32 protein-coding genes and 1 pseudogene are annotated in these 26,994 nt (G+C 70.2%); 12 read left to right on the forward strand and 21 right to left on the reverse strand.

The window, feature by feature from the left end; all coding sequences use genetic code 11:
- Positions 1-15: 15 nt before the first annotated feature.
- The 4 genes from ACN28F_RS14355 to ACN28F_RS14370 all read right to left on the reverse strand — a co-directional run bounded on the left by ACN28F_RS14355 (position 16) and on the right by ACN28F_RS14370 (position 5,640).
- Complete coding sequence (locus ACN28F_RS14355) at positions 16-1,653, reverse strand: S8 family serine peptidase (protein ID WP_421358184.1); 1,638 nt, start codon at positions 1,651-1,653, stop codon at positions 16-18.
- Positions 1,650-3,398 (reverse strand): RICIN domain-containing protein, encoded by a 1,749-nt coding sequence (locus ACN28F_RS14360; protein ID WP_421358186.1) that lies wholly within the window; start codon positions 3,396-3,398, stop codon positions 1,650-1,652. The genes ACN28F_RS14355 and ACN28F_RS14360 overlap by 4 nt, the downstream gene beginning before the upstream one ends.
- Before the next feature lie 416 nt (positions 3,399-3,814).
- Entirely contained in the window at positions 3,815-4,621 is an 807-nt protein-coding gene (locus ACN28F_RS14365; protein ID WP_289208471.1) for an SAM-dependent methyltransferase, read from the reverse strand.
- Entirely contained in the window at positions 4,618-5,640 is a 1,023-nt protein-coding gene (locus ACN28F_RS14370) for a helix-turn-helix transcriptional regulator (RefSeq protein ID WP_289208472.1), read from the reverse strand. Before ACN28F_RS14370 ends, ACN28F_RS14365 begins: the two co-directional genes overlap by 4 nt.
- A gap of 127 nt (positions 5,641-5,767) precedes the next feature.
- Here ACN28F_RS14370 and ACN28F_RS14375 point away from each other — a divergent pair, with 127 nt between their 5' ends.
- The gene (locus ACN28F_RS14375) at positions 5,768-6,229 is read left to right on the forward strand and encodes a VOC family protein (RefSeq protein WP_289208473.1); all 462 of its coding nucleotides are present in this window, start codon (positions 5,768-5,770) and stop codon (positions 6,227-6,229) included.
- A gap of 178 nt (positions 6,230-6,407) precedes the next feature.
- Complete coding sequence (locus ACN28F_RS14380; protein WP_289208474.1) at positions 6,408-6,578, forward strand: hypothetical protein; 171 nt, start codon at positions 6,408-6,410, stop codon at positions 6,576-6,578.
- A 61-nt stretch (positions 6,579-6,639) separates the two neighbouring features.
- Here ACN28F_RS14380 and ACN28F_RS14385 read toward each other — a convergent pair whose 3' ends face one another.
- From ACN28F_RS14385 to ACN28F_RS14435, 11 genes are all read right to left on the reverse strand, one after another.
- The gene (locus ACN28F_RS14385; protein WP_421358189.1) at positions 6,640-7,401 is read right to left on the reverse strand and encodes an ABC transporter permease; all 762 of its coding nucleotides are present in this window, start codon (positions 7,399-7,401) and stop codon (positions 6,640-6,642) included.
- Positions 7,398-8,207 (reverse strand): ABC transporter ATP-binding protein, encoded by an 810-nt coding sequence (locus ACN28F_RS14390; RefSeq protein ID WP_421358191.1) that lies wholly within the window; start codon positions 8,205-8,207, stop codon positions 7,398-7,400. The genes ACN28F_RS14385 and ACN28F_RS14390 overlap by 4 nt, the downstream gene beginning before the upstream one ends.
- Positions 8,204-8,587 carry a DUF1048 domain-containing protein gene (locus ACN28F_RS14395; RefSeq protein WP_421358193.1) on the reverse strand — a complete coding sequence of 128 codons (384 nt, stop codon included), beginning with the start codon at positions 8,585-8,587 and terminating at the stop codon, positions 8,204-8,206. Before ACN28F_RS14395 ends, ACN28F_RS14390 begins: the two co-directional genes overlap by 4 nt.
- On the reverse strand, positions 8,587-8,919 hold the full coding sequence (locus tag ACN28F_RS14400; protein WP_421358195.1) for a PadR family transcriptional regulator: 333 nt from the start codon (positions 8,917-8,919) through the stop codon (positions 8,587-8,589). The genes ACN28F_RS14395 and ACN28F_RS14400 overlap by 1 nt, the downstream gene beginning before the upstream one ends.
- Before the next feature lie 129 nt (positions 8,920-9,048).
- A complete protein-coding gene (locus ACN28F_RS14405; protein ID WP_289208478.1) occupies positions 9,049-9,399 on the reverse strand; it encodes a hypothetical protein in 351 nt (116 codons plus the stop codon).
- Positions 9,400-9,443: 44 nt separating this feature from the next.
- Positions 9,444-10,145, reverse strand: a complete 702-nt coding sequence (locus ACN28F_RS14410; protein WP_289208479.1) for a hypothetical protein — start codon at positions 10,143-10,145, stop codon at positions 9,444-9,446.
- Positions 10,146-10,198: 53 nt separating this feature from the next.
- Positions 10,199-10,984: a cellulose binding domain-containing protein gene (locus tag ACN28F_RS14415; protein WP_421358198.1), complete on the reverse strand. Its 786-nt coding sequence runs from the start codon at positions 10,982-10,984 to the stop codon at positions 10,199-10,201.
- Entirely contained in the window at positions 10,981-11,445 is a 465-nt protein-coding gene (locus ACN28F_RS14420) for a hypothetical protein (protein ID WP_353850489.1), read from the reverse strand. The genes ACN28F_RS14415 and ACN28F_RS14420 overlap by 4 nt, the downstream gene beginning before the upstream one ends.
- 137 nt (positions 11,446-11,582) lie before the next feature.
- The gene (locus ACN28F_RS14425) at positions 11,583-12,116 is read right to left on the reverse strand and encodes a MarR family transcriptional regulator (protein ID WP_289208480.1); all 534 of its coding nucleotides are present in this window, start codon (positions 12,114-12,116) and stop codon (positions 11,583-11,585) included.
- Between the two features lie 8 nt (positions 12,117-12,124).
- Complete coding sequence (locus tag ACN28F_RS14430; protein WP_421358200.1) at positions 12,125-12,415, reverse strand: FAD-dependent oxidoreductase; 291 nt, start codon at positions 12,413-12,415, stop codon at positions 12,125-12,127.
- 403 nt (positions 12,416-12,818) lie between these two features.
- A complete protein-coding gene (locus ACN28F_RS14435) occupies positions 12,819-14,048 on the reverse strand; it encodes an RCC1 domain-containing protein (RefSeq protein WP_289208483.1) in 1,230 nt (409 codons plus the stop codon).
- A gap of 317 nt (positions 14,049-14,365) precedes the next feature.
- Between ACN28F_RS14435 and ACN28F_RS14440 the strand changes: the two genes are divergently transcribed.
- From ACN28F_RS14440 to ACN28F_RS14450, 3 genes are all read left to right on the forward strand, one after another.
- A complete protein-coding gene (locus tag ACN28F_RS14440) occupies positions 14,366-14,713 on the forward strand; it encodes a hypothetical protein (protein WP_289208484.1) in 348 nt (115 codons plus the stop codon).
- A 118-nt stretch (positions 14,714-14,831) separates the two neighbouring features.
- The gene (locus ACN28F_RS14445; RefSeq protein WP_289208485.1) at positions 14,832-15,398 is read left to right on the forward strand and encodes a nucleotidyltransferase family protein; all 567 of its coding nucleotides are present in this window, start codon (positions 14,832-14,834) and stop codon (positions 15,396-15,398) included.
- Between the two features lie 253 nt (positions 15,399-15,651).
- Positions 15,652-16,362 carry a LysE family translocator gene (locus ACN28F_RS14450; protein WP_289208486.1) on the forward strand — a complete coding sequence of 237 codons (711 nt, stop codon included), beginning with the start codon at positions 15,652-15,654 and terminating at the stop codon, positions 16,360-16,362.
- 79 nt (positions 16,363-16,441) lie between these two features.
- Here ACN28F_RS14450 and ACN28F_RS14455 read toward each other — a convergent pair whose 3' ends face one another.
- The 3 genes from ACN28F_RS14455 to ACN28F_RS14465 all read right to left on the reverse strand — a co-directional run bounded on the left by ACN28F_RS14455 (position 16,442) and on the right by ACN28F_RS14465 (position 17,749).
- Positions 16,442-16,768 carry a hypothetical protein gene (locus tag ACN28F_RS14455; protein WP_421358203.1) on the reverse strand — a complete coding sequence of 109 codons (327 nt, stop codon included), beginning with the start codon at positions 16,766-16,768 and terminating at the stop codon, positions 16,442-16,444.
- Between the two features lie 219 nt (positions 16,769-16,987).
- Complete coding sequence (locus ACN28F_RS14460) at positions 16,988-17,365, reverse strand: glycogen debranching N-terminal domain-containing protein (protein ID WP_289210754.1); 378 nt, start codon at positions 17,363-17,365, stop codon at positions 16,988-16,990.
- Between the two features lie 6 nt (positions 17,366-17,371).
- Positions 17,372-17,749 (reverse strand): SCP2 sterol-binding domain-containing protein, encoded by a 378-nt coding sequence (locus ACN28F_RS14465; protein WP_289208488.1) that lies wholly within the window; start codon positions 17,747-17,749, stop codon positions 17,372-17,374.
- A 394-nt stretch (positions 17,750-18,143) separates the two neighbouring features.
- On the opposite strand from ACN28F_RS14465, the pseudogene ACN28F_RS14470 reads away from it, so the two are divergent.
- Positions 18,144-18,560: pseudogene (locus ACN28F_RS14470) on the forward strand (non-reducing end alpha-L-arabinofuranosidase family hydrolase); the annotation flags it as partial.
- A gap of 145 nt (positions 18,561-18,705) precedes the next feature.
- Here ACN28F_RS14470 and ACN28F_RS14475 read toward each other — a convergent pair.
- Positions 18,706-19,662, reverse strand: a complete 957-nt coding sequence (locus tag ACN28F_RS14475) for a serine/threonine-protein kinase (RefSeq protein ID WP_289208490.1) — start codon at positions 19,660-19,662, stop codon at positions 18,706-18,708.
- A 202-nt stretch (positions 19,663-19,864) separates the two neighbouring features.
- On the opposite strand from ACN28F_RS14475, the gene ACN28F_RS14480 reads away from it, so the two are divergent.
- Positions 19,865-20,173 carry an amphi-Trp domain-containing protein gene (locus tag ACN28F_RS14480; RefSeq protein ID WP_421358204.1) on the forward strand — a complete coding sequence of 103 codons (309 nt, stop codon included), beginning with the start codon at positions 19,865-19,867 and terminating at the stop codon, positions 20,171-20,173.
- A gap of 61 nt (positions 20,174-20,234) precedes the next feature.
- Here ACN28F_RS14480 and ACN28F_RS14485 read toward each other — a convergent pair whose 3' ends face one another.
- Positions 20,235-21,557, reverse strand: coding sequence for an NYN domain-containing protein (locus ACN28F_RS14485; RefSeq protein ID WP_289208492.1), 1,323 nt, complete (start codon positions 21,555-21,557; stop codon positions 20,235-20,237).
- A gap of 177 nt (positions 21,558-21,734) precedes the next feature.
- On the opposite strand from ACN28F_RS14485, the gene mltG reads away from it, so the two are divergent.
- The 3 genes from mltG to ACN28F_RS14500 all read left to right on the forward strand — a co-directional run bounded on the left by mltG (position 21,735) and on the right by ACN28F_RS14500 (position 25,761).
- Positions 21,735-23,006 carry an endolytic transglycosylase MltG gene (gene mltG, locus ACN28F_RS14490; protein ID WP_421358205.1) on the forward strand — a complete coding sequence of 424 codons (1,272 nt, stop codon included), beginning with the start codon at positions 21,735-21,737 and terminating at the stop codon, positions 23,004-23,006.
- 56 nt (positions 23,007-23,062) lie between these two features.
- Positions 23,063-23,356, forward strand: a complete 294-nt coding sequence (locus tag ACN28F_RS14495) for a metal-sensitive transcriptional regulator (RefSeq protein WP_282224913.1) — start codon at positions 23,063-23,065, stop codon at positions 23,354-23,356.
- A 146-nt stretch (positions 23,357-23,502) separates the two neighbouring features.
- Entirely contained in the window at positions 23,503-25,761 is a 2,259-nt protein-coding gene (locus ACN28F_RS14500) for a heavy metal translocating P-type ATPase (protein ID WP_289208494.1), read from the forward strand.
- Positions 25,762-25,767: 6 nt separating this feature from the next.
- On the opposite strand, the gene ACN28F_RS14505 is transcribed toward ACN28F_RS14500, so the two are convergent.
- Positions 25,768-25,977, reverse strand: a complete 210-nt coding sequence (locus ACN28F_RS14505; protein ID WP_289208495.1) for a heavy-metal-associated domain-containing protein — start codon at positions 25,975-25,977, stop codon at positions 25,768-25,770.
- A 134-nt stretch (positions 25,978-26,111) separates the two neighbouring features.
- On the opposite strand from ACN28F_RS14505, the gene ACN28F_RS14510 reads away from it, so the two are divergent.
- Positions 26,112-26,564 carry a MarR family winged helix-turn-helix transcriptional regulator gene (locus ACN28F_RS14510; protein ID WP_289208496.1) on the forward strand — a complete coding sequence of 151 codons (453 nt, stop codon included), beginning with the start codon at positions 26,112-26,114 and terminating at the stop codon, positions 26,562-26,564.
- Positions 26,564-26,989 (forward strand): organic hydroperoxide resistance protein, encoded by a 426-nt coding sequence (locus ACN28F_RS14515; protein WP_289208497.1) that lies wholly within the window; start codon positions 26,564-26,566, stop codon positions 26,987-26,989. Before ACN28F_RS14510 ends, ACN28F_RS14515 begins: the two co-directional genes overlap by 1 nt.
- Positions 26,990-26,994: the final 5 nt, after the last annotated feature.

The raw sequence follows: 26,994 nt of genomic DNA on the forward strand, positions 1-26,994 counted from the left end.
CGTCGGAACCGGTGTTCACGGCTTTCCGCTGTGCACCAGTTGGTCCGTGCCTTCGGCGCGGCCGCTGAACGGGTCGTCGGCCTGCTCCAGCGCCAGCCGGCGACGCCTGCTCGCCGTCCGGAAGCGGCCCCAGAGCCGCCCGCCGGCGAACAGCGCCCCGAGCCCGACGAACACCGCCGACACCGCCGGCCAGGACACCGATCGGGATCCTTCGCCCCGCTCGGCGACGGCTGCGGGCAGTCCTTCGTCGACCAGCCGGTCGGTGACCGCCGCGTACGGATCGAGCCGTCCGATGCTCTCCGCGCCGTCGTCGGCTGGCCGGTCGGCGGAGACGACGAGTTGCCGGCCGGTCTGTTCCCCGGACAGCCCGGGGTGGGCCGAACGCACCAGCGCCGCCGCGCCCGCGACGAACGCGGCAGCGTACTCCGTACCGGTGCCGACGTAGGCCCCGGTGCCCGCCGCGCTGATGCTGCGGATGCCGGCCGCCGGCGCGAGCAGGTCCACCGAGCCGGCCGGGTAGTCGGCGATCGGTCGCTGGTCGGGGCCGAGCCCGCCGACGCGGAGCAGACCGTTTCCGGGGGCGATGGCCGATCCGGCGGCAGCGGCCGGCACCACCACGACCGCACCCCAGCCGATCGCTTCGTCGACCGCGGAACGGACCGTAGGGTCACTGACGTCGACGGACGCACCGAGCAGGATCACCTTCGCCCCGGTGGCCACCGCGACCTCGATGGCTGTCACGGCCGCCGGTGGGCTCGCCGGGACGCCCCGGTCCACCAGCCGCACCGGAACGATCATGGCTTTCGGCGCCATCCCCACCAGGTCGCCGCCGCTGCCGTCGTCGGCGGCGACGATACCCGCCAGTGCGGTACCCGAGCCGACGCAGTCCGTGTCACCCGGGCCTCTGCCGGACACGATGTCCACGCCTCGACCGAGCCGGTCACCGAGCTCCGGCCGGCCCGCAGCGACGCCCGAGTCGACGACGGCCACCGAAACGCCGGCGCCGGTGGCGGTCGGCCACACCCGCTGCGGTGCCACCAGCCGCTGTCCCCAGTTCGCCTCGGCCGGTGCGGTCGCGACGGCAGTCGGCCGGCAGCCGGTGCGGTCGGACCCCGCAGAGCCGGAATCGGCCCGCTGACCGGCCAGGGGCAGCGCGCTCCGCCCCGGATCGCTGGCCGGATTCGCCGGGGCTGGATTCGCCGGGCGGTCGATCGAGTCGGACGGTCTGAGCGAACCAGACGGTTCAGGCGTCGAGGTCGCGCCAGGTTTCACCGCCGTCGTGCTGGGCAGCGGGCCGTGTCGCAGTCCGGTCCCGATCGCGTCCCAGGGCAGCACGAGGTGCCAGCCCTCGTTCAGCTGCCCCGGATCGGTCAACCAGCCGCCGTCCGGCTGCTGCCGCCCGGAGTTGAGTACCAGGATCTCACCGGCTCGCTCGGCGTCACCGAGAAACCGGTCGGCGATCGCCCAGAGCGTCTCCGGCTTGCCCTGGTACGACGCCAGCACCGTGTAGTAGAGGACGTACCGCTCCAACTGCTGGCCGGCGGGCGCGGCCGGCGCTGCCCGGACGTCGGTGACCGCGCCCGTCGCGGCAGCGGTCACCGCCATGAGCGTCGCCAACCCGGTCAGGGCCGTCCGGGCCAGGGGCCCGGTCACCAGTTGGCCTTCCGGATCAGCGCCCAGTCGTGGTCGTCGTTCGACCGACAGCCGAACACCTCGAGGCGAAGGCCGGTTCCACCACTCGCATAGCCGGGAACGTCCAGGCAGAGGTTCGAGGCGGTGTTGATGATCCGGTAGTACTGGACGTTGCCGGACTTCACGGTGGGCTGCAGCAGCCAGTACTGGTTCTCGTCGTCGAAACAACCGGTCTCGTTCAGCGGCGTCGCTGGCGGAACCGAGCCCTTACCGGGCAGGTCCAGGCAGTACTGGGAGGTGACGCTACGAATCCAGTACAGCTGGTTACCGGAACCGTCGACCCGACGCGGGACGAAGGCGTACTCCTGGTTGTCAGGAGTGTGCGGGTAGCAGAGGTCCTGCAGGACCGGTCCGTCGCGCGGCCCGGGGCCGGCCCCCGGAACGTCCACGCACATCTCGGTGCCGAGGTTGTAGATGAAGAACGGCCCGTACGAGCGGTTGGTTCCATCGGCGTCCTTGGCCTTGACCGGCGGCTGGTCGGAGCCGGCCGGCTCCGGGGCGCTCGACCGCGTCGCCGTCGGCGAAGGTCGGGGTGCCGTCGGCGCAGGGGTCGTCACGCCAGGGCTCGCCCCCGGCGACCGCTCGGGCCCAATGGTCGGGCTCGGCGACGGATCGGCCGACGGCGACGGATCGGCCGGCGGGGCCAGCCGAGGATCCTTCGCATACTCGGCCTCGAAGTGGCCCACCTGCTCGGCTAGGACGATGATTCGTTCACCGCCCGGCACGTCGGCCAAAGAGCGGATCGTCGTGTCGCCACGCAGGAACGACGCCAACGCGAGCGGGTAAGCGTCCGGGCCGGTCCCGGGCAGGGCCTCCAGCAGGGCACACATGGTCTCGGCGAGGGCCGGCACCGCCGAGGCAGGGGTCCACGGTGAGGACTCCGCCGACGGCCGTACGTAGGTCACCCACACCTCGGGCAGAAACTGCGCGATGCCCTGTTCGCCGGTCGGGCCGAGTCGCTGCGGGTCGAATTCGGAGGTGGCCATGAGCTGCGCGGCGACCCGAGCAGGGGGCATCTGCGGGCAGACAGCGCCGGCGGTCTGGATCAGTTCGAGGTACGCGTCCGGCACCGGCAACGGCGCGGCGTCGGCGACCCGCTCCCCGGTGACCGGCACTGTCTCCACGGGCGCGGCTTCCCCATCTCCGCCGAAGGCCGGCTGCAACGCGTACCAGGTGGCGTACCGCTCCACGGTGTCGACGTACTCCACGGCTCCGACCGGCACGTCGCCAGCCTCGACGACGGCCTCGACACCGACCCGGTGCGCCGCCAGCGCCAACTGCCACCGGTCGCCGTCGAGTTCGAGCACCCGCAACTGGCCGACCAGTTGGCACATGTGGTGGGCGAGTGCGGTGATGCTGGCCGACCGGTCGCCCGGTCGTGCCCCGTCCCACGGCGCCCACTTCTGCCACACGGTCGGCACCAGCCCGGCGGCGCCCTGCCCCCCGACGGCCTGCACTGCCTCGACCGGGGTCGCCGAGAACCGGGACGCGGCCATCACCTGACCGGCCAGCCGCGCCGGGGTCAAGGTGGGGCATGAGCTGGCTGCCTCAGTCAGCAGCCGGACATCCGCGTCGGAGATCGGGCTGCCAGGTAGTGGTTCCCTGGCGTCGGCCCGGCCAGGTGCCAGGGAGGCGGTCAGGGTGATCATCGCGACCAGGCCCAGGGCCACCCCCACGAACGCCCGGTTGCGGACCCTGGTCGACATGTCCATTATGGCCACCAACCTTCTCGGTCCTACCTCAGAAAGACTCGCCGCGTGCCCGGAGTGGATGCGCCGACCGGTCAGGCCGACCTGTCGCAGGCTAGATGTGCGCAATGTGGAACACGGGCGATCAAACTGACCCACCGGTAAACACTGCATGAATCGACGGACGTACGGGGGCGCGCCGTCACGGACGGGCGGCGACGCCCGCCGCTGCCCCACATCGACAACCTGTCCCTGGTGGCCGCTGTCGATGTCATGCGCCGATCACGGTACGAAGCTCGTCCACCGACGAGGACGGCCTCGACCAGGGCAGGATCCTGGTTGGTCAGCAGTCCCGGGTGGCAGGGGGCGGGAATTGGGTGGCAGGAGGCGGGAACTGGGCACCCGCACGGCCGACCGACACCGAGAGGGTCAGCTCAGCCGACGCGCCCGACGCCGCCGAACAGGTAGACCTCAGGCTCGGCGGACTCCGGGTCCGGGCGCCAGCGCGAGCAGGTGACGACGCCGGGCTCCAACAGATCCAGCCCGTCGAAGAAGCGTTCGATCTCCGTCCGGGTCCTGGCCCGGATCGGCGTGCCGCCACGCTCGGTGGTTTCCCGCATCACGCGCAGCATCGGCTCACCGTGGATCTCTGCGGTGGAGTGGGTGAGCACCAGGTGGCTACCGGCAGGCATCGCCCGCACCAGCTGCGCGACCGCACCGTACGCCACGTCGTCGTCCATCAGGTGGTTGACGACGCCGAGGAGCATGAGGCCAATCGGCCGCGAGAAGTCGAGCGTCCGCCGCGCGGACGCGAGTATCGTGTCCGGCTGCCGCAGGTCGGCTTCGACGTAGTCGCAGCTGCCTTCCGCCGTGCTGGTCAGCAGCGCACGCGCGTGCGCCATGACAAGCGGGTCGTTGTCGATGTAGACCACCCGGCAGCGTGGGTCGAGGGACTGCGCGACCTCGTGGGTGTTGTCCGCCGACGGGAGCCCGGTGCCGACATCGAGGAACTGACCGATACCGGCATCCTCGACGAGGAACCTGACCACGCGCTTGAGGAACGCGCGCTCGGACCTCGCTCCGACGGGGATGTCCGGGATGTGGGCGATCACCTCGTCGCCGACGGCCCGGTCGACCGCGAAGTTGTCCTTGCCGCCCAGCCAGTAGTTCCAGATCCGGGCCGAGTGCGGCACGGCGGTGTCCAGCTTGGAATCTACGGAGAGCTCCCGGTCCTCGGTCACGATGGCATTGTTCCGCACCACAGGGGCGGCGACGCAGTCGGGGCGGCGGCGTGCCCGGGTACGGCGCGGCTGAATCGGTGGGCCAGGTGCACGAAGGCCTCGGCGAGTTCGTCGGGGCCGATGACGGTGATGTCCGCGTCGTAGCGCGCGATGGCGGCGGCGAGGCTGGGCCAGGACCAGGAGCCAAGAGTGAGCCGGCAGCGGTCCGGGGTGGTCTGCTCGACGATGCCGTCGCCGGCGTGGACAGCCACTACGGATGCCGGGAGGTCGAGGGTCACGGTTCCCTGGCAGGGCCAGCGGCCCGAGGCGTCGACGGAGCCGCGAAAGACGCCGGTGACGTACTCGGCGAGGTCTCCGCCGGGCAGCGCACGCGGGGTGAAGTGCGGTCCGTGGGGGGTGCGTGGGCTGATGCGGTCGACGCGGAAGATGCGCCAGTCGGCACGGTCGAGGTCCCAGGCGACGAGGTACCAACGCCCCTCCCGGGTGATGACGTGGTGCGGTTCGACGCGGCGCAGCGACATGGTGTCGTTGTAGCCGTAGTCGAAGCGAAGGATCTGGCGGGCATGCACGGCGGAGCTGATGGCCAGCAGCACGTCGCCATGAACCGGTTCGGCCGGACGGGTGGAGGGCCGGTTGACGACGGTGACGTCGAGAGCCTGGACGCGGTGCCGTAGCCGGGAGGGCAACACCTGCCTGATGGTGTTCAACGCTCGTGCGGCGGGTTCGGCGAGGCTGCTGTCCGGGGTGGTCGCGGCGATCTGCAGGGCGACGGTGAGAGCGACGGCCTGCTCGTCGTCGAACAGTAGCGGGGGCAGGTTGGTGCCGGCGGCGAGCCGGTAACCGCCCTCGGGACCTTTGACCGCAGCGATGGGGTAGCCGAGTTCACGCAGCCGGTCGATGTCGCGCCGCACCGTGCGCAGGCTGACGTCCAGCCGGTCGACCAGCGCGGCACCGGACCAGTCCCGGCGGGTTTGCAGCAGCGACAGCAGTGCCAACAGGCGCGCGGAGGTTTTCGGCATGAATCCGATTCTGCCCGCAGTAGGTGCCACTCCCTGGCACCTTGTGCTGCGAATCTAGGCCAGTGCCACCCCGCTGGCCGGCTGAGCCGGCACCGGTTACCGCAGACGACAGCCCAGGAGAAACAGCATGGCTATCACGACCACCACTCACCTCAACTTCCGTGGTGACGCCCGCGCGGCCCTCCAGTTCTACCAGTCGGTGTTCGGCGGCCACCTCACCGTCGTCACGTACGGTGACTTCGGCATGCCGAAGGAGGCACCCGATGCCGACAAGGTCGTCTTCGGGCAGATCACAGCCGACAATGGCTTCAACGTCATGGCCTACGACGTACCCGGCCACGCCCCGGCCCCGGCCGCGCCGGCCGCCACCACCCGCGAGCACGGCATGACGCTGACCGGCGATCGGTTCTTCGTCTCCGTCCGTGGCGAGTCCGCCGAAGAGGTCGGCGCGCTGTGGGACAAGTTGGCCGACGGTGCCGAGAGCATCGAGAAGTTCGGCCCGTCGCAGTGGGCGCCGGGCTTCGGGATGCTCACCGACCGCTTCGGCGTCACCTGGATCCTCGACGTCGCCGTGGCCTACGCCGGCTGACCCGTACCCGTCCGGTCCGGGGTGGCCCTGGCCCGCCCCGGACCGCTCCCAGCCGACAAAAAGGACCTCGGCCAATGGCTGAAGATCCGGTTCCGTCGCCCTACTCCGGCGAACGGGATTCGGGCCGCCGGTTCGGGGCATAGCGTAGGAACGACATCCAGCTGGAGGGAGCAGCGCCGTGACCGAGCCCGAGGAGAACCAGGAGAAGAGTCCGAAGACGGACCGGGTGCTGTTCTCGCCGGACGGGGATCCGCACCACACCGTGGCGCAGGCGCCTCAGCCGGACGAGCATCTGGAGCCGACCGTCACCCGCGACGGGCGTACCGAGCAGGTTGACGACGAACAGTAGGACTTGCCGACCGCACAACGTGCGGCACCGTCGCTACCCGATGGCGCCGCACCTGCGCGGTTCAGGAGATCCGACGACGATAGGTGATCACGGCGAAGGCATAGGCGACGACAAGGATCCCGACGCACCAGGCGAGGGCGATCCAGATGTCGGCACCGACCGGCTGCTGCGCGAACAGGTTGCGGATCGCGTCGACGATCGCCGTCACCGGCTGGTGCTCGGCGAAGGCACGTACCGGTCCGGGCATGGTGTCGGTGGGCACGAACGCCGAACTGACGAACGGCAGGAAGATCAGCGGGTACGAGAATCCACTCGCGCCGTCCACGCTCTTCGCGGTGAGCCCGGGGATGACGGCGAGCCAGGTCAGTGCGAGGGTGAACAGGATCAGGATGCCGGCGACCGCGAGCCAGGCCAGCACCCCAGCGCTCGTACGGAAGCCCATGAGCAGTGCTACGCCGACGACGACCACGAGCGAGACGAGATTGGCAACCAACGACGTCAGTACGTGCGCCCACAGCACCGACGATCGTGCGATCGGCATGGACTGGAATCGCTCGAAGATGCCGCTGCGCACGTCGAGAAAGAGCCGGAAAGCGGTGTACGCGATCCCGGACGCGACCGTGATCAGCAGAATCCCGGGCAGCAGGTAGTTGACGTACGAACCGGATCCGCTGTCGATCGCACCGGCGAACACGTAGACGAAGAGCAGCATCATCGCGATCGGCGTGATCGCGGTCGTGACGATGGTGTCCGCGCTGCGGCTGACATGCGTCAGTGACCGGCCCAGCAGGACGGCGGTGTCGCCAGGAAAACGTGTGCTCATCGCTGTTCCTCACTCGCTGGTCCGGTCGGTTGCTGCCCGTCCTTGTCGCCGTTGCCGACGATGGCGAAGAAGACGTCCTCGAGGGTCGGCTGCTTCTCGACGTACTCGACCGTGGCGGGCGGGAGCAGCTGTCTCAGTTCGGTGAGGGTGCCGTCGACGATGATCCGGCCCTCGTGGAGGATCGCGATCCGGTCGGCGAGGTGCTCGGCCTCGGCCAGGTACTGGGTGGTCAGCAGTACGGTCGTGCCCTGGTCGGCGAGTTCCTTGACGGTCCGCCACACCTCGATGCGTGCCTGGGGGTCGAGCCCGGTCGTCGGCTCGTCGAGGAAGATGACCGGCGGGTTCCCGACGAGGCTCATGGCGATGTCCAGGCGGCGGCGCATGCCGCCGGAGTACGTCGACGCCTTCCGTCGCGCGGCGTCGGTCAGCGACAGGCGGTCGAGCAGGTCGTCGGCGACCCTGCCCGGGTTCGGCAGGTGTCGCAGTCGAGCCACCAGCACGAGGTTCTCCCGACCGCTGAGAACCTCGTCGACGGCCGCGAACTGCCCGGTGAGGCTGATCGACTCCCGTACCTGGGCCGCCTGGGTGGCGACATCGAAGCCGTTGACGGTGGCCGTCCCCGCGTCCGCCTTGAGCAGGGTGGCGAGAGTACGCACGACGGTCGTCTTGCCGGCTCCGTTCGACCCGAGCAGGGCGAAGATGCTGCCTGGTGCCACGTCGAAGCCCACCCCCCGCAGCACCTTCAGCCGCCGGTACGACTTCTCCAGCCCGCGTACGTGGATCGCCGGGGCCTGCCGCACGGTCATCGCGGTCCCTCCGCGCTGCCGGGGGTTTCACCGGCGGCGAGCGCGATGGCACGGGACAGCCGGTCGCGTTCCCGGGTCACGTACCCGCCCTTGTCGTAGTTGGCGATCAACGCCTCGACGAACTCGACCGGGTCTTTGCCGACGATGTCCCGGATCGGTGCGCCGTCTGCCGCGGCCCGCTCGAACAGGTCGGCGACGTCCTCGAACAGCGATGCCGCGCTGTCGCCGTCCATCGCCCCGAAGTGCATCAGGTACCGTTCGATGGCCTCGACCGCCGCGCGGTACGGCGCAGGGAGCTTTCGCACGCGCGCCTTGTAGGCGCGCCACCGCCGTTTCGGGCCGACTACCCTGCCGAGAAATCCGCTCTCCGTACTGAACACTACGACCGCTCTCCCTTGTGGAGCATCTCGAGCCTTCCAGCGAGGAGACTCCAGGTCTTCCAGAACTCTTCGAGGTACTCCCGCCCTTGGGCGTTGAGGGAGTACACCTTGCGTGGTGGCCCCTTCTCGGACGGGACTTTCTCCACGTCGACGAGGCGTTTCTGTTCGACCCTGACCAGCAGGGCGTAGACCGTGCCCTCGGCGATCTCGGAGAAACCCTGATCCCGTAGCCACGCGGTGATCTCGTACCCGTACGCGGGCCGCATGGCCAGGACCGCGAGGACGATGCCCTCCAGCGTTCCCTTGAGCATTTCCGTCATCTGCCTGCCCACGAACCCCACCCCACGCGTCGGTACTAAGCAACACTGACTACTGGTACATAGTAACACTGACTAGCGTGACCGCAAGGACCTCGCACTGGCTCCGGCAGAAACAGGGAGCGAGGGCAGTTGGTGTTGGTGCTACCGGTCCCCGGCCAGCCAGCCCCGCAGCGACGCCGACGCGGACGGCAGACCGTACCGGCCGAGCAGCATCGCCATCATCGGCCCGTCCCCCCAGACCGCGCTGTCCACCAGCGCACGAACCGCCACCTGCTGGGCGTCGACGATCCGGCCCGGTCCCGTCGGCCCAGCCTCACCGCCCCGCCCTGCGGCGTCGTGGTCCGGGAACGCCGCGTCCAGCAACGCGCCCACCAGCGTGAACCGGTCAGTGCCGGACACCGTGTCGGCCAGCCGCCGCGCCAGGATCTCGACCCGATCGGTAGCACAGTCAGGGTCCAGCCGCGCCAGGGTCAGCGCCGCCAGCCCTGACATGTCCCCGTCCAGGAACGGCCAGTCCGGCACGGGTTCGGTCGCGTTCAGCAGACAGGCGGACAGCTCCTCGATGAGTAGCGGGCAGCCGACTCCCGGCCCCGCCGCTCATCCTCATCACCGGCCGCAGCCACCCACATCGACTGCTCATGTTCCAGCTCCGCCAGCGTCAGCGTCGCCTGCCGGGCCACCTCACGCCGAACCGCAGCAATGTCCGGCAACTCGGTCAACCAGTAACTCTCGTCGCCGATCGCGATCATTCGCAGCACCTGGCAGGCGGCGAACCGGTCAGGCGCCGCAGGATCCGCCACGACATCGATCAGAAACCCCGCCGCGACAGCACTCGCCTCGTACCGCGAACCTTGATGCACCAGACGCCCCGCCAGCGCCCGGTACGCCCCACGGCAGGCCGCCGGATCATCCGACCACACCGCAAGAAGAATCCCCGGAAGATCCCCGGCCGCACCGTGGGCGTCCCCGAGCGAAGCCCAGTCGACACCCCGCAACGCCGCCGACCACTCAGGCAAACCGCTCACCGCCGCCACCGAAGGCACCCTATCCGGCGGATCGAGGTCGTCCGGCAGGCGTACGGCGATCTGGGCACTCGCCCAGCTGGCCGTCTTCAGCGTCGTCAGGCCGGTCCATCCGCAGAGCGGGCTGTGACCGTCGACCTGGCCGAGAGCGCCGGCGGACAAAGCGGTGGGCCGAATCCCGACAAGGGATCCGGCCCACCGCTTGTTCAAAATCAACTGGTCCAGTATTCGGCGACCAGGTCAGCGGCGCGATTGCCGCTCCGGCACCGTCACGTCACCGTGCAGGGCGCGCCGTTGAGGCTGAAGGATGTCGGCTTGGCGGTGTTGCCGGTGTGAGTGGCCTGGAAGCCGATGCTGACTGACGCGTTGGGGGCGATGGTGCCGTTGTAGGAGACGTTCCTGGCCGTCACCTGCCCGGAGCTGGGCGAGTAGCTGGCGTTCCACCCGTTGGTGATGTTCTGCCCGCCGGGCAGGGTGAAGGTCAGCGACCAACCGTTGATCGTGGCCGTACCGGTGTTGGTGACGGTGATGTCCTCGGTGAGGCCGGTGTTCCACGCGTTGACGTTCGCGGTGACCCGGCAGGCTCCGCCGCCCGGCGGAGCGGTGGTCGGGCCAGGGGTCGTCGGGCCGGGAGTGGTCGGGCCAGGGGTCGTCGGGCCGGGGGTCGTCGGGCCAGGAGTGGCGCCTTGGAACTGGGCGAAGAACTGCCACGTCGCCTGCGGGAGCCAGGATCCCGGGGTGGGGGTGTGCCCGCCGTCGAACGCGTGCCAGAAGACTGGGTGGTCTGCCGTGCAGCCGGTGTAGGTGGTGGTGATGTACCTTCCGCTGCCCGGCGACGGTTCCGGGGCGTTCTGGGGGGTACAGCCGTTGTTCCTGACGAACCTGTCCCGCATGGAACGCCCGCCGGCGATACTCAGGACGTTGTCGCTGATGCCGTGGGCGTGCAGGTAGCCGATCGGGTCGTTGCCGCCGCTGCATCCGCTGATGACGCCACCGGCGTAGACCGCGACGGCACGGAAGACGTTAGCCCGGGCACACGCAAGCGCGTAGCTCATGCCCCGCCGTAGCTGAAGCCCAACGAGAAGCGCTGCGAGGTGTCGACGCATAGATCGTTCTCGATTGTCCGGATCATGTCGTCGGTGAAGGTCACGTCCTGGCCGCCGGAGTTGGCCCAGCCGGCGTTGAGGCCGTGGGGCGCAACGAAGATGGCGCTGTTGTTCGACACCGGCAGCAATCCGTAGTAGTTGCCGTTGACGACGTCTGCGGCGGAGCCGTTGAGCCAGTGGAAGCCGAAGATCAGCCGGTACTGGCGGTTCCTGTCGTACCCGTCGGGGAGCCGCAGCGTGAAGGTGCGCGTCCGGCCGCCGCTCTGAATGTTCCGCGTGCCGCTGGTCAGCGTCGGGTTCTTGCCGCAACCAGCGCTTGCGGCGAGTACGCCGACGTCGGTTGCCGAGGCGGTGGCCCCGAGGCCCCCGCCGACCATCACCGCACCCAACGCGAGGGTGATGGCCGCCACTGTTGCGACAGATCCGACAACGGATCTCCGTCTGGACATGGTCACTCCGATCCGTCGTTCGCGTGGCCGGCAGGCACGCCACAGCCGTGAAGCGCGAGACACCACGAGACCAGATAGCCAGATCTAAACAATCAAGATCATAAATATGATTTCCCGAGCCTGGCCGACGCGACCAGGTCACAACGTGTCAAATCGACCAGGCCCACGACGATCGTCGACGCGGTCCAACTCGGCGAGGTACATCGCCTGCATGCGGTCGTAGTGCCGGACCAGCAGCCGATCTCCTCGACGCTGTAGTCCGCGACGAGCCGCCGCGTCCGTTCGGCGAACTGCTCGTACGGCCGCTCCAGGTCGGCCATCCGCTTCGGCCGAAGGGTGACGATCACCCGCCGCCGGTCCGCCGGATCGTGCTCGGCGCTCACGTAGCCCGCCTGCTGAAGCCGGCGGAGCATGCTGGTCACCGCCCCGGTGGTGAGGTTGGTACGGTCGGCGACCTGCCCCGCGGTGGCGGAACCGGCGTCCGCCAGGTAGTCCAGGCACTCCAGGTCGCTCACCGTGAGGCCGAGCCGCTCGGCGATGGCGTACCGGAACACCATGGACAGCCGGGACATCTCCCGGCCGGCGCGCATCAGGTCGGCGATCGCGGCCGCACGGGCCGACTCGTGGGACATGCCGGCAATCATGCCTCCGGTACGGTCACCCGGTGCAGCCGAGGCAGCACGCGGGTCAGCACCCCGTGCGGTACGGCGGCACCTCCGGTGAGGCGGCGCATCAGCCCGGCAGCGGTGTCAACGGCCTGGAAGGCGTAGTGGGCCATCTCGTCCTGGTATGCGGCGATCGCCTCCTCCACCTGCGTACCGCTCGCCCGGGCCTCGACCAGTTTGCGGCCGAGCAGGGCGGCGTCGCGCAGCGCGGTGTTGCCGCCCTGGGCCCCGAACGGTGGCATGACGTGCACGGCGTCGCCCGTCATCGTCGCCCGCGGCACCGTCCACCGGCGCGGCCGGCGGCGAAGACGTTGAGTACGGTGGCGTCCACCTCCGCCGTTTCAACCAGCCGCCGGATGAGCGGGTGGAAGTCCGTACTCGTGCGGGCAGCCAGTTCCCACAGCGTCAGCAGGTGCCCGCGGACATCGGCGGGCACTTGCTCCTGCCGCAACAGCAGTCCCACATCACGTAGTCGTCGCCGGTCGGCGCATAGCTGCCCGGAGCCAGTCGAGCGAAGGCCCGGCGATCGCCACAGAGAAGTCGGTCGATACGGTCATCCAATCATCTTAATGACTAAGTTAATTTCGACAAGACCGCCGGGATGTCGCACCCGGCACCGGGCCGCGCCGCCCAGCATCGGCAGCGCGGCCCGGACCGAGTCGACGCAGGTCAGCCCGGCAGGCTCACCAGAACCGGGGTCGACCGTTGGGTGGTGGTGCCGTCGCCGAGCTGCCCGAACGAGTTGTTGCCCCAGCACCAGAGGCTGCCGTCGGTACGCGGCGCGCAGGCGTGGTACGACACGGAGACGCCGGGCGTCCAGTCGGTAGCGGTGCCGACCCGGGTCGGGGTCGACCGGTGCGTGGTGGTGCCGTCGCCCAGCTGCCCCATGACGTTGCTCCCCCAGCACCACAGGCTGCCGTCGGCACGCGCGCCGCACGAGGAGTCGACGCTCGCCTGCACACGGGTCCAGGTGGTGGCGGTGCCGATCTGCAGCGGAGTGGTCTGGAAGCCGGTGCCCCCGCCCACCTGGCCGTACCCGTTCTCGCCCCAGCACCAGAGCGTCCCGGTGGTGCGGACCGCGCAGGTGTGCACGTAGCCGGCCGTCACGGCGGCCCAGGTGGTCGTGGTGCCCACCTGGGCCGGGGTCGCCTGGTAGCTCAGGATGCCGAGACCGAGCTGCCCGTCCGAACTGCTACCCCAGCACCAGAGGGTGCCCTCGGTCCGGACGGCACAGGTGTGTGCGTAACCGGTCGTGACACTCGCCCAGGTGGTCGCCGTACCCACCTGCACCGGGATGGTCGTCTGGTAGACGGACGTGCCGACGCCGAGTTGGGCGTGCCGGTTGAGGCCCCAGCACCACAGGCTGCCGGTGGTCCGCACCGCGCAGGTGTGGTTGCTGGCGGCGCTGACGCTGGCCCAGGTGCTGTCGGTACCGACCCGCACGGGCGCGTTCCGCCTCGTGGTGGTGCCGTCGCCGAGCTGGCCGCCGGCGTTGTTGCCCCAGCACCACAGCGTTCCATCGGTACGGGTGGCGCAGGTGCTGCCGCTGCCCGCGTCGACACTCGCCCAGGTGGTGGCGGTGCCGACCTGGACCGGAGCGGTCCGGTTGGTGTTGGTCCCGTCGCCGAGCTGGCCGTAGAAGTTGTTGCCCCAGCACCACAGCGTTCCATCCGTACGGACGGCGCAGCTGTGCAGGTCACCTGCGGCGACCTGGGACACCGGTACGGCGGAGAAGACGCCGGCCGACGGCTCCCCGACGGCAGGGCTGACACCCGCCGTGGCCGCGCCCGCCGAGGCCCCGATGGCGAACACGGCGATTCCGAAGGAGGCCGCCGCCGCGACGGCTCGGGCTGCCCGCCGCCATCGCGGCCGCAGCCAACCCTCCTGATGTTCCTTCATGTCCTGATCTCCCAGACGTCGTCGGTTCCCCAGTGTGGAGTCGGCGGTGCTCGGCCGGCCATCCGCTACCCGCAGCCACACAGTGATCAGACTCTACATCGACATACATCGACATCGAACACTCGCGAGCAGGGACGAGGCCCCCGATGTCGAGATCACCCGAGCACCGATCGGGAGGTTTGGGCTGATACCTAGACCCCAACCCCATTTGGTTGACACCGCAAGCTTCCGGGGCGATCGTTGCATCGACATAGGCCACTCCAATACCTGCTGGAGCCGGCCCGACACTTCCCCGCCGCCGTCCCAAAAGGACACGAATGCGCGCTTCCGTCCGCACCGTCACCGCAGGTCTCGCCGCAGCCATGATCGCCACCCTGACCGTGACGCTACCGACGTCGCCCGCTGCCGCCGGCGAGCCGGTGCAGTCGCCTGACAAGGGTCTGGTCTTCTACTCGAGTTACCCGACCGAGGTGGTCGGCAGGCAGGACGCGCCGGACGGCGTCTGCCGACTCGTCCCGGCCGACGCGACCTGGCTGCTCGCCTGGAGCGGCGGCTTCCGTTCCGTCCCCGGCTACCGGACCGCCGACTGCAGTGGTCCGGCAGCCGAACTGAACAACTTCCACAGCTGGCCGAAGGGTCACTACCTGTCGTACCGGGCCGGCTGACCGGCGCCCCCGGTGGTCGTCGAGCGACGACCACCGGGAGTCGTTCAGCATCCACCGGGAGTCGTAGCGCGGCGACCCGTACTCTCATTCTGGTCAGTCCACGGCCGGAGAGGTCGAGATGGGTCCACCCGACGTCGCGGGGCACGGTGTCGCCGGCCTGGTCCTGGCCGCCGGTGCGGGGCGCCGCTACGGCGGTCCCAAGGCACCGGTCTTTCTCGATCAGGCACTCAACGTGCTTCGAGACGGCGGCTGCGACCCCGTCGTCGCGGTTCTCGGTGCCGGTGCCCGACAGGTCCGGGCCACCATCGACCTGACCGGTGTCGATGTCGTCGAGAATCAGGGCTGGGCCGAGGGGATGGGTTCCTCGCTGCGGCTCGGACTCACCGCCCTCACCCGTCTGCCGCAGGCGCCGGCCGCGTTGGTGCATCTGGTGGACATGCCCGGAGTTTCCGCGGCGGCGATCGCCCGACTTCAAGCGCAGGCCCATCCGGGTTGCCTGATCCGCGCCTGCTACGCCGGCGAGCCGGGCCATCCGGTGGTGCTGGGTCGCGACCATTGGGCCGAGATCGTCGCCACTGTCCGGGGCGATCAGGGTGCCCGGACCTACCTGCGCCGGCACGCCGACCGGGTCACCGCAATCGAATGCGGCGACGTCGCGAATGGATACGACATCGACGTACGGTGACCAACACCGGCCGCCCTGACCCGCACGCCAAAAGGGTCGGCGTGGACGGACCGCACTCCGGGTCCACTTACCTGACTATTCCCCCTTTTGGGCATGCACTGGTAGGTGTATGGTCATGTTGATCTTTCCCCGGGGTCTGGTGCGGCGGGCGTCGCACACCCGGCTGCGACTCGTCCCCGCGCGCAGATCGATGCATGCCTGACCGCACCCATCAGGAGGCACCCTTGACGCAACCGTCGACCATGACCGAGCGGTGCCGCATTTGTTGAGCGGCGAGCTCGTCACGTTCATCGGCGTGGCAGCCGCGATGGTCGTCCTGCCCGGAGCGGACTTCACGATGGTGGTCCGCAACGCACTCGCTGGCCGCAGGCTCGGGCTGGCCACCGCCGGTGGCGTCGTCAGTGGACTGTTGCTGCACTCGTCACTGGCCGCTCTTGGAATCGCGGCGCTGATGATCGCGTCGGGGACCGCCTACCGGGTGATCCAGTTCGTCGGCATGGGCTATCTCTGCTATCTGGGCATCCGGCTGCTGTGCAGTCGGCCAGTGACCGAACCGTCGTCGGACCAATCTGTCCACAGTCGAAATGACGTGCGAAGTCATCGACGGCTCAAAGGCAACGGCGTCTGGCGGGCATACCGACAGGGCCTGGTGACCGACGTGACGAATCCCAAGGTGTTCGTGTTCTTTGCCAGCCTGATTCCACAATTCGTTCCTACCGGAGTGCCGGTCGGGCCGCCTACCGCCATGCTGGCCCTGTTGATCGTGCTCCTGGCGGTGATCTGGTATCCGACGCTGGCGGTGACGGTCGACCGGGCTGGCGGCCTACTCCGGCAGCCGGTGGCCGCCCGTACGCTCAACGTACTCACCGGTCTCACCCTGCTCGGGCTGAGCCTGCACCTCGCCACCGACCTGACGGTGCTGATCGAGGGCCCGGAGCTTCCGGAGCGCCTGGGTTCGAGGTAGCCGGGGCACGGTCGTCGGTCGCGGTCGCGGTCGCGGTCGCGGTCGCGGTCGCGGTCGCGGTCGCCGGAATTATCGACGTTCATCTATAGCGGCTGGCCCCCGCCGCCGTCTCCGGCAGCACGCTCACCCTGACCCAGGTCGGCGGGCGCGGTGCTGATGCTGCTGCGTACCCTGCTCGGACTGCAACCGAAGGGCGACCGGCTGACGCCTGCAGGCAGGTGACGATGCTGTCCCGACCGAACAGGTTCATCAGCCAGGGCAGTCCGGCTGCCGGGACCAGCTCACCACGGGGGTTGCCCACGAACCGCAGCGCCTCCAGGTCGATCAGACTGCGCCGGTACGCCTGCGCCAGCGCCGCCGAGTCGCAGCTGAGGATGGGTGCCGACGTAAGCCATTCGTCGAGCACCCTGACCCAGTTCCACCACGCCAGGGGCGTCGAAGACCGAGGCTGCCTCCCGGATGTCGCGGCCCTCGGTGTTTCTCGTCCAGAACACCGCCTTGACAGTGGTCTCCCAGGCCTCGTGCGCGGCGATCCGTACGGTGAAGGTCATTCCGCGCTCGTCCACGATCCCGGCCGTGCTGCTGGAGACGACCGCTTCCCGGTGCATGTGTTCCCGGGTGTAGATCAGCCGGAGGGTACCGTCGGCGACCTCGGTGCGGATCCTGCCTTTCTTGCGGATGTCGCCAAGTTCGGTGATGTCGCGAAGTCCGCGCCGATGTCGAGTCGGATCACGATCTCCACCGGTACGTTCTGGTGGTTCAGCACCGTCAGGTGCTCCAGGAAGACCCCTCCGCTGACCGACCGGCGGCGGATGATGGTCAGGTTCGCGTCGACGTAGTGCGTGGGCTCTCCCGGGACGAGGAAGAACCGGGACTCGAAGTACTGCAGATCGTCGACGGAGAGCGCGTGCAGCTGCTGACCATCGACGGTGAGGTTCCACCGCGACAGGTACCGCATGTCGTCGTTGAACAGCCCGGTGGGTAGCTCGGCCGAGGGCCGGATGTCGTTTCATCGGGCTCTGGACCAGCCCGACACCAGGTCCCGGGGCCGTCGCGCGCCGACCGCGTCGGGCAGCAGCCACCGGAACGACAGCAGCAGCGGGAGCAGCCCTTCGACGGTGAAGGCCTGCCGGACGAAGGCCGGCTCGATGCTCTCCACCCCCTGCAGGATCCGGTCGAACAGCTGGCGGTCGACGACCACCACGCAGTCCGCCGGTTCCGCAGACGGCGCGGCGGTCACCCGACCGTCCTGGAATCGCAGCCGCCACTGCTCGGTGTCGGCACCGTCGCGAACGTCGAAGCGCAGCGTGCCGTTGAGGCCCGGCGGTACCCGGGGCCTGGGGTCTGCGTCGACCGCGGCGAAGAAGTCCTGCGCAGCCACCGGCATCTGGTCACCCCCGGGTCGTCGCCAGCACCAGGCAGTATGTGCGGCCGCCGGCGCGGCCGCCCGGCCAGTCAGCCGACGTCACCCGGTCGGGTGCCGGCTCCGCCCGGGACCACAGCTCCTATCGACGTACGCCGATTGCATCTTGAGCCGCTGGGAGCGCTCTCGTAATATATCTGATACCAATGTTAACGCTCACTTTACAGCAACCAGCGCCTATGCAACGGTCGCCACCGCATCCGGAGGGTGATTGATGATCAGATCCAGAGCAACCAATGTCGGCCTTGCGTCGGCCGGTGCCGCACTGCTGGTGTCGGCGGCCATCGTCGTGGCCGCGCCCGCCGGCGCCGCAGCGGCCGGCTGCTCGGTGAACTACGCCATTTCGTCGCAGTGGCCGGGCGGCTTCGGCGGCAGCTTCGGCTCCAACTACACCACCATCATGACCGACACCACCAACAACCTCTTCGAAGGCGTCCAGGTCTACAAACTCCAGGGCCAACAGCGCTACCTCATGATCGTCGAGGCCATCGGCTCCCAGGGCCGCTACTTCCGCTCCTTCACCGCCACCAACCTCGGCGGCACCTGGACCCCGAACGCCACCAGCGAATCCAACCCCTTCGCCGGAAAGGCCAACAGCGGCGCCACCTGGACCAACGACATCAGCCACGGCGAACTCATCCGCACCAACGCCGACCAGACCATGACCATCGACCCCTGCAACCTCCAGTTCCTCTACCAGGGCCGGGACCCGAACTCCGGCGGCGACTACGGACTCCTGCCGTACCGGCCGGGTGTGCTGACCCTGCAACGCTGACGACACCACCGATTCTCCGGATGCCCTGACGTTTCCGGCGCTGCTGCACCGAGATCCGTGTTCGCACTGTCACCGTGGGCGTACGGAGGCGATCAACCGACGCGGCGGGCCCGACGACAAGTCGGGTCCGCCGCCTGCGCGCGCGTCACACCGCCCGCGCGTCGCCGTCGGCGAGGTCGGTCGGTGCCTGCGCGGCCCGCTCGTCCCAGCGCGGCACCGCCGGCCACGCACCGCGCTGCCGGGCCGGTACCGATCGAGGGCGGGGCACCGCCAGGTCGGCGATCGGCACGTAGACCTGAGCGTCCACGGATTCGGCCAGCAGCAGGGCGGCGGCCACACTGCTCGGCCGGGCCGCCGGATCCCGGGACAACGACAGCCGGCACACCTGCGTGACCTCGACCGGCAGCCCGTCGATCGACGGCAACGGCTCGGGCGCGACGTGCCGCGGCGGTCGCCGCCGACCGGGCTCCATCGACCAGGGCAACCGACCGGCCAGGCAGAGGTACAGAAGCACCCCGGTGGCGTAGCTGTCGCTCGCCGCAGTGGCCACCCCACCGTCCCAACGCTCCGGCGCGACGAAGGCCGGCGTTCCCGGCAGGCTGCCGTCCGGGTCGACGTCGGCGCCACCGACCGCCGCAGCGATCCCGAAGTCGAGCACCTTCGCCCCGGCTGCGGTGAGCACCACGTTTGCCGGTTTGATGTCGCGGTGCACGATGTCGTGCGCGTGGGCGGCGGCCAACGCGGCGCTGACCTCGGCACAGATCCGGACCGCGATCCGCCAGTCCAACGGCCCGGCGGCGAGATGCTCCGCCAGGGTGCGACCCTGCACCAGCTCCATCACGATGTACGGCTCCGGCCGGCCGTCGGCGGTGACCGTGACCCCGAAATCGTGCACGCTGGCGACGTTGGGGTGGGCCAGCCGGGCGGCGGCCCGCGCCTCCCAACGCACCCGTTCCAGCCGTACGTGGTCGACCAGGTGTGGGGCGATCAGTTTCACCGCCACCGGTCGGTCGAGCACCTCGTCGTGGGCACGCCACACCTCGGACATCCCGCCCACACCGATCCGGATGTCGAGCCGGTACCGGCCGCCCAGCGTACGCATGACCGCTTCCCACCACTGCCGTCTCCCGAACCGACGACGTCTGCCGCCGATCTCCCCGTCCGTCGCTGCCTACCCGGACGCCCAGCAGCGGAAACGTGAGCCGGAGCGGGGCCAGCCGGCCAGCCGCGCCGGACGGCCGGGGGTGCCGGCCACGGCACAGGTCGGCATCGGACAGTCCGGGGTGGAATGGCAGGATGGCCGGATGGACATCTACGAGGACGCCCGGACCGTGTCCCGGGCCGACCTGGCCGCCTGGTTGCGGCAGCTGGCGAGCCAGCTCGACGCCAGCGGTCAGGTCTTCTACGGCGCTGGCGGCACCATCAGCGTCGCGGACCAGGTCCGCTGCGAGCTGGAGATCGAGCAGGAAGGCCCGGACGAGTTCGCCATCGAGATCGAGTTCTCCTGGGTGAACCCGAAGCCGGCCGAGTCGCCGAAGCCGGCCGAGGCTGCGGCCGCTGACGAGGCACCGGCCCCGGCCGAGCTTTCGACCGAGGCGGCGGACGAGGACTGACGCGGCGTACCGGCGGGCGAGCCGGCCGGTGCGGTCGGGTCGGCCGTACCGGCCGGCAGCCTCAGTCCGGGTCGACCTGGCCGGGACGGGCGGCGCCCAGCCAGTCGCGGACCTGACCGCTCTCCTCCTCGTCGAAGGCGATCCCGGCGGCGTCCGCCCGGTTCAGTACGTTGGCCACGAAGGCCGTGCCGATCTGGTCGGCCGACGGCGGCGGTTGCCCGTGCAGCGGGCGGCCGCCGTACGAGGTGCCCCGCACGACGAACGCGACGGCCCCCCGGCTGACCGGGACACCCTGGTCGTGCAGCTGGTCCCGCGACCAGCTGGTGCACTGGGTCAGGTTGAACTGGTGCGAGGCGGCGTAGTCGGCCAGCGTCTGGTAGATCGGCGGCCACCAGTCCTGCGGGATCCGGGGCAGGTTGAGCAGCTCGGCCAGGCGCTCGACCGGTTCGGGCAGGACGCCGCCGTGGCCGGTGACCGTCCCCTGCTCCGGCGCCTGGTGCCGGTCGTCGTCCCAGATCAGGTGCTGCGACATGCGCAGGTTCGGCAACCGCAGGCTCTCCACGGCCCGGGCGAAGCTACCGAACCCGAACCAGTTGCTCTCGGTGATCACCTGTCCCAGTTCGCCGCGCAGCCGCTGGGCGAGCGAGGCCATGTTGATCGGGGTCGCGGTGGCGTCGTACTCGGTGGTGACGATCGTCCGCAGCGTGGCGTACGCCGCCGCCCGGACGTCGTCGCCCGCGCCCGGGCCGGCGTCCCGGCCGGGACCGGCGCCGGGGTCGTCCGCGTCCCGGTCGTCGCTGTCCGGTTCGCGGCTGTCGCCGTCGAGGGTGACCGGCTCACCCTGGACCAGGGCGAGCAGTTGCTCGCTGTCGAGCACCCGGTCGGCGATCGAGACGAAGGCGTCGGCCGCGTCGGCCGGGGACACGATCATGGTCCGCCGGTCGGAGCGGCGCAGCCGCTGCAGCAGCGGCGTCATGTCCGAGTCGCCCGAGGCGATGACGAACTCCTCGTACGGGGTGTCTGCGGTCAGGGCGTCGATGGCGTCGATGACGATCCGGATGTCCGCGCCGTTCTTCGTCGCGTTGTACCGGGGGCAGTCGATCACGTCGAAGCCGGCCCGGACGAACGACGGCCGGAACCGGGAGAAGTACACCCGTTCCTGCTCGCCTGTCGCGTTACGGTGCGCCACCCAGCCGGCCGGGTTGAGGTAGCAGCGCAGGATCAGCCACCGTCGGGAGCCGCCCGGTGCGGGCAGCGACAGCAGCCGGGCCAACCAGTCGCCGGGGTTGCTGGCGAACTGGATCGCCACCGCCGGGTCCAGTTTGAACAGACCGATGAACACGTTGTCGAAATCAAGGTAGAGCGCGACCCGCACATGATCCACAGGTAGAACCTACCAAGCCGGCGACAACCCATCGACGAACAGCGATGTTCGACGGGCTGGGGGTGGGCCGACGTACCGGCCGGCTGACACCGACCCACCACACCGTACGGCGCGGCCGGCACTGCAATAGGCTGACGCCACATCGGCAGGGTGGCCGTACCTCGGAGGCAGACGACGGTGACCGACGAACTGGATCTCCCCTTTGACCGGCCACGGGCCGCCGCCCGCCGACCCCGCTCCGGGGACCGCCGACAGCGGGCCGGCGACGGCCGGACCACCTCGGGCGGCCGCCGGCCCCGGTCCGACGGCGGAAACCGTCGGCGCGGCACCCGGCGGCGCAGCGCCGGTGGTCGCGGCTGGGCCGTCTCCGTCGGCCTGGTCGTCGCCGTCGCCCTCGCCGGGCTGGGCGGCGGTGCCTACTGGTACGGCCCGGACCGGCTGGTCGGTGCCGTGTTCACCCTCGACTACAGCGGCACCGGCACCGGCGAGACGACCGTCGAGGTCCGGGCCGGGCAGACCGCCACCGACATCGCCGAGACCCTGGTCGCCGCCGGTGTGGTCCGCAGCGCCGGGGCCTTCGTCGCCGCAGCCGCCGCCGAGCCCCGCAGTCAGGGCATCCAGCCCGGCCGGTACACGGTACGCCGGGAGATGAAGGCCGACGCGGCGTTGGCGATGCTGCTCGACCTGGCCAACAAGATCACCAACCAGGTGACCGTGCCGGAGGGGCGCAGCACCGCGCAGACGCTGGACCTGCTCGCCCAGGGCACCGGGATACCGGTCGCCGAGTTCCAGCAGGCTGCGGAGGATCCGGTGGCACTCGGCGTACCGGAGTCGTGGTTCACCCGCACCGACGGCAAGCCCTCGGTCCGATCGGTCGAGGGCTTCCTCTACCCGGACACCTACGCCCTGGAGCCGGAGACGACCGCCGCGCAGATCCTGCAGGCGATGGTGCGCCGCTTCCTCGCCGTCGCCGACGAACTGGACTTCGCCGGGCGGGTCACTGCCGAACGGGGCGGAATCTCCCCGTACGAGGCACTGATCGTCGCCTCACTGGCCCAGGCGGAAGCGGGGACCGAGGAGGATCTGGGCAAGGTGGCCCGGGTGGCCTACAACCGGGCGTACGGCGACTTCGCGTGCGGCTGCCTCGAGATGGACGTGACCGTCAACTACTGGCTGGAGGCGACCGGCCAACCCACCAAGACCTCCGCCGAGATGACCCAGGACGAACTGCTGGGGGTGGACAACCCGTACAGCCGCAAGCTGCGGGGAATGATCCCGACTCCGATCAACAACCCCGGCCGGCTCGCCCTCGCCGCTGCCATGGACCCGCCCGCCGGTGACTGGTTCTTCTTCGTCGCGATCGACAAGGACGGCCGGTCGGCGTTCGCCGAGACCTACGACGAGCACCTGCGCAACGAGGCGACCGCCCGCGCCAACGGTGTCTTGTGACCGGCCCGGTACGCGAAGAGTCGCCGATACCCCTGGGGGGTTGTTAACCTGCAGGGGTGACCAGCCAACCCGTACGCGGCTACACCGCTTCCAAGGACCAGTTGCAGGCCCGGCTGCGCCGGATCGAAGGGCAGGTGCGCGGCATCGAGCGGATGGTCGACGAGGACCGCTACTGCATCGACGTGTTGACCCAGATCTCAGCGATCCAGGCCGCCCTGGACAAGGTCGCGCTGGGCCTGCTCGACGGGCACGCCCGGCACTGCATGCACGAGGGGTCGGTCGCGGGCCGGGCCGACGAGATGGCCGCCGAGATGATGGCTGCGGTCGGCCGGCTGATGAAGCGCGGTTGACACCGCCGGACCGACGCGACATCGCGCTTTTTACCCCCAGGGGGTATAGTAGCCTCGTTCCGTACCCCTCCGGGGTATCGCCGCGCCGGCCCCTCGGCGCGCCGAACGGGACACGCACCCCGAACACGACAAGGTGGTGATCGTCCGTGAGCGCCCCCGTCGAACTGACCATCGGTGGCATGACCTGCGCATCCTGCGCAGCCCGGATCGAGAAGAAGCTCAACCGGATGACCGGTGTCACCGCGACCGTCAACTACGCCACCGAAAAGGCGACGGTCACCATCGACGATCCGGCGGTCACCGCCGACGCGCTGATCGCCACCATCGAGAGCACCGGCTACACCGCGCAGCTACCGCCACCGCCCCGCCCATCGACGCCGACCCGGGCCGACGACGCCGACCCGGTCGACGCGGACCCGGCCGACGCCGAGTTGCGGCCGCTGCGGACCCGGGTCCGGGTCTCGCTGGCGCTCAGCGTGCCGGTCGTCCTCCTGGCGATGGTGCCGGCCTGGCAGTTCGACTACTGGCAGTGGGCGTCGCTGGCGCTGGCCGCCCCGGTCGTGGTGTACGGCGGCCTGCCGTTCCACCGGGCCGCCTGGATCAACCTGCGGCACGGCGCGGCGACCATGGACACCCTCGTCTCGATGGGGACGCTCGCGGCGTTCGGCTGGTCGCTCTGGGCGCTGTTCCTCGGCGACGCCGGCATGCCGGGGATGAGCCATCCGTTCAGCCTGGCGGTGGACCGCGAAATGGCCACCGCCAGCATCTACCTGGAGGTCGCCGCCGGGGTGACCACGTTCCTGCTGATCGGGCGTTACGTCGAGGCACGGGCCAAGCGACGCGCCGGGGCCGCGTTGCGGGCACTGCTGGAGCTCGGGGCCAGGGACGTCACGGTGCTGCGCGACGGCGCGCAGTTGCGCGTCCCGATCGACCAACTCGTCGTCGGCGACCAGTTCCTGGTCCGGCCGGGCGAGAAGATCGCCACCGACGGGGTGGTCACCGACGGCTCCTCGGCCGTCGACGTCAGCATGGTCACCGGCGAATCCGTCCCGGTCGAGGTCAGCGTCGGCGACCCGGTCGTCGGCGCGACGGTGAACGTCGGCGGCCGGCTGGTGGTGACCGCGACCCGGGTCGGCGCCGACACCCAACTGGCCCAGATGGCCCGGCTGGTGGAGCAGGCCCAGGCCGGCAAGGCCGCCGTCCAACGACTCGCCGACCGAATCTCCGGCGTCTTCGTGCCGGTGGTGATCCTGCTCGCGGCCGGCACCCTCGGCTACTGGCTGGGCACCGGCGCCGGGCCGACCGTCGCCTTCACCGCCGCCGTGGCCGTCCTGATCATCGCGTGCCCGTGCGCCCTGGGCCTGGCCACCCCGACCGCGCTGCTGGTCGGCACCGGTCGCGGGGCCCAGCTCGGCATCCTGATCAAGGGGCCGGAGACCCTCGAGTCGACCCGGCGGGTGGACACCGTCCTGCTGGACAAGACCGGCACCGTCACCACCGGCCGGATGACGCTGGTCGACGTACATCCGGCGGCCGGCGAGGACCGCGCGACGCTGCTGCGGCGCGCCGGGGCCGTCGAGGCCGCCTCGGAACACCCGGTCGCCCGGGCGATCGCCCGGTCCGCCGCCGACCTCGGGCCACTGCCGGAGGTACGGGACTTCGCCAACCGGCCGGGGCTGGGCGTGCGGGGCACCGTCGAGGGCGGCACCGTGCTGGTCGGCCGGCCCGCGCTGCTGACCGGGGAGGGCCTACGGGTGCCGGCGGAGCTGACCGCCGCCACGGCGGCTGCCGAGGCCGCCGGGCAGACCGCGATCATGGTCGGCTGGGCGGGTGCGGCACGCGGCGTACTGGCCGTCGCGGACGTGGTCAAGCCGACCAGCCGGCAGGCGGTCGCCGCGCTGCGTCGGCTCGGGCTCGACCCGGTCCTGCTCACCGGCGACAACGCCACGGTGGCCCGGACCATCGCCGACCAGGTCGGCATCGACCGAGTGGTCGCCGAGGTGCTGCCGGCGGAGAAGGTGGCGGCGGTACGCCGGTTGCAGGCCGACGGCAAGGTCGTCGCGATGGTCGGCGACGGGGTCAACGACGCCCCGGCACTCGCCCAGGCCGACCTCGGCCTGGCCATGGGCACCGGCACCGACGTCGCGATCGAGGCGTCCGACATCACCCTGGTACGCGGTGACCTGACCGCCGCCGTGGACGCGGTCCGGCTGTCGCGGCGCACCCTGCGGACCATCCGGGTGAACCTGTTCTGGGCCTTCGCCTACAACGTCGCGGCGCTGCCGCTGGCCGCCGCCGGGCTGCTGAACCCGATGATCGCCGGTGCCGTGATGGCGTTGTCCTCGGTCTTCGTGGTGACCAACAGCCTGCGGTTGCGTCGGTTCCGGGCGGCGGGCGCCCGGTAGCCGGCCTCAGCCGGCGACGACCTGGTAGCCCGCCTCCTCGACGGCGGCGGCCACCGACCGGTCGTCCACCGGCTCCTGGCTGGTCACGGTGACCCGGCCGGCGGCCAGGTCGACGGCGACGTCGGTGACTCCGGCGACCTGGCCGACCTCGTGGGTCACCGCTGTCACGCAGTGGCCACAGGTCATGCCCTGGACGGTGTAGGTGCTGACGACCATCTCGGCCTCCTCGGTACTCGTGGTCCGGTCGTCGATCATATACCCATACCCCGATGTGGTATGTGGCGGTGAGGTCGATCACCGCCGACCCCGATAGGTTGCGCACAATTTAATTGCACACTATCTTTCAGCGCATGGAGACCGGTCTTGAGCTGCGGCACCAGGTCTGTTTCGCGTTGTACACCGCGTCCCGCGCGATGACCGACCTCTACCGCAGGATCCTCGACGAACTCGACCTGACCTACCCGCAGTACCTGGTGCTGCTCGCCCTCTGGGAGCGACCCGCGCAGCCGCCCACCGTCACCGAGCTGGGCAGGGCACTGCGACTCGATTCCGGCACCCTGTCCCCGCTGCTCAAACGCATGGCGGCGACCGGGCTGGTCCGCCGGGAACGGGCCAGTCAGGACGAGCGGCAGGTCCGGATCCACCTGACCGCCGACGGTCACGCGATGCGCGACCGTGCCGCCCACGTGCCGTTGCGGGTCGCCACGGCCACCGGTCTCACCCTCGACCAGCTCGTCGAGCTGCGACAGACCCTCACCGGGTTGACCGAACACATCCACTCCACGGAAGGAAACCGATCCTGATGCAGGCTCTCTACACCGCCGAGGCACTGGCCACCGGCGACGGCCGCAACGGCCACGTCCGCAGCTCCGACGGGATCCTCGACCTGGACGTCGTGATGCCCAAGGAGCTGGGCGGTGCCGGCGGCGCCACCAACCCGGAACAGTTGTTCGCCGCCGGCTACGCCGCGTGCTTCCACTCCGCACTGCGCGCCGTCGCCCGCCAGTCGAAGGCCGACGTGACCGGGTCGACGGTGACCGCGCGGATCGGCCTCGGCAAGCTGGCCGACGGTCGGTTCGGGCTCACCGCCGCGCTCACCGTCGAGCTACCGGCGCTCGACCGGGCGACCGCCGAGGAGTTGCTGACGGCCGCGCACCAGCTCTGCCCGTACTCGAACGCCACCCGCGGCAACATCGACGTCGCCCTGTCGCTCGCCAGCGCGGCCTGAGGAGT

It is taken from the genome of Solwaraspora sp. WMMA2101 (assembly GCF_049179175.1).
GTDB lineage: Bacteria > Actinomycetota > Actinomycetes > Mycobacteriales > Micromonosporaceae > Micromonospora_E.

Excerpts from the sequence above, each read along its gene's own strand:
- ACN28F_RS14385 (WP_421358189.1), bottom strand. The coding sequence starts at position 7,401 with ATGAGCACACGTTTTCCTGGCGACACCGCCGTCCTGCTGGGCCGGTCA.
- ACN28F_RS14505 (WP_289208495.1), bottom strand. The coding sequence starts at position 25,977 with ATGGTCGTCAGCACCTACACCGTCCAGGGCATGACCTGTGGCCACTGC.
- ACN28F_RS14465 (WP_289208488.1), bottom strand. The coding sequence starts at position 17,749 with ATGCCGGTGGCTGCGCAGGACTTCTTCGCCGCGGTCGACGCAGACCCC.
- ACN28F_RS14510 (WP_289208496.1), top strand. The coding sequence starts at position 26,112 with ATGGAGACCGGTCTTGAGCTGCGGCACCAGGTCTGTTTCGCGTTGTAC.
- ACN28F_RS14405 (WP_289208478.1), bottom strand. The coding sequence starts at position 9,399 with ATGTCAGGGCTGGCGGCGCTGACCCTGGCGCGGCTGGACCCTGACTGT.
- ACN28F_RS14445 (WP_289208485.1), top strand. The coding sequence starts at position 14,832 with ATGGGTCCACCCGACGTCGCGGGGCACGGTGTCGCCGGCCTGGTCCTG.
- ACN28F_RS14390 (WP_421358191.1), bottom strand. The coding sequence starts at position 8,207 with ATGACCGTGCGGCAGGCCCCGGCGATCCACGTACGCGGGCTGGAGAAG.
- ACN28F_RS14480 (WP_421358204.1), top strand. The coding sequence starts at position 19,865 with ATGGACATCTACGAGGACGCCCGGACCGTGTCCCGGGCCGACCTGGCC.
- ACN28F_RS14415 (WP_421358198.1), bottom strand. The coding sequence starts at position 10,984 with ATGAGCTACGCGCTTGCGTGTGCCCGGGCTAACGTCTTCCGTGCCGTC.
- ACN28F_RS14475 (WP_289208490.1), bottom strand. The coding sequence starts at position 19,662 with ATGCGTACGCTGGGCGGCCGGTACCGGCTCGACATCCGGATCGGTGTG.
- ACN28F_RS14370 (WP_289208472.1), bottom strand. The coding sequence starts at position 5,640 with ATGCCGAAAACCTCCGCGCGCCTGTTGGCACTGCTGTCGCTGCTGCAA.
- ACN28F_RS14375 (WP_289208473.1), top strand. The coding sequence starts at position 5,768 with ATGGCTATCACGACCACCACTCACCTCAACTTCCGTGGTGACGCCCGC.
- ACN28F_RS14515 (WP_289208497.1), top strand. The coding sequence starts at position 26,564 with ATGCAGGCTCTCTACACCGCCGAGGCACTGGCCACCGGCGACGGCCGC.
- ACN28F_RS14430 (WP_421358200.1), bottom strand. The coding sequence starts at position 12,415 with ATGACGGGCGACGCCGTGCACGTCATGCCACCGTTCGGGGCCCAGGGC.
- ACN28F_RS14425 (WP_289208480.1), bottom strand. The coding sequence starts at position 12,116 with ATGTCCCACGAGTCGGCCCGTGCGGCCGCGATCGCCGACCTGATGCGC.
- ACN28F_RS14435 (WP_289208483.1), bottom strand. The coding sequence starts at position 14,048 with ATGAAGGAACATCAGGAGGGTTGGCTGCGGCCGCGATGGCGGCGGGCA.
- ACN28F_RS14360 (WP_421358186.1), bottom strand. The coding sequence starts at position 3,398 with ATGTCGACCAGGGTCCGCAACCGGGCGTTCGTGGGGGTGGCCCTGGGC.
- ACN28F_RS14440 (WP_289208484.1), top strand. The coding sequence starts at position 14,366 with ATGCGCGCTTCCGTCCGCACCGTCACCGCAGGTCTCGCCGCAGCCATG.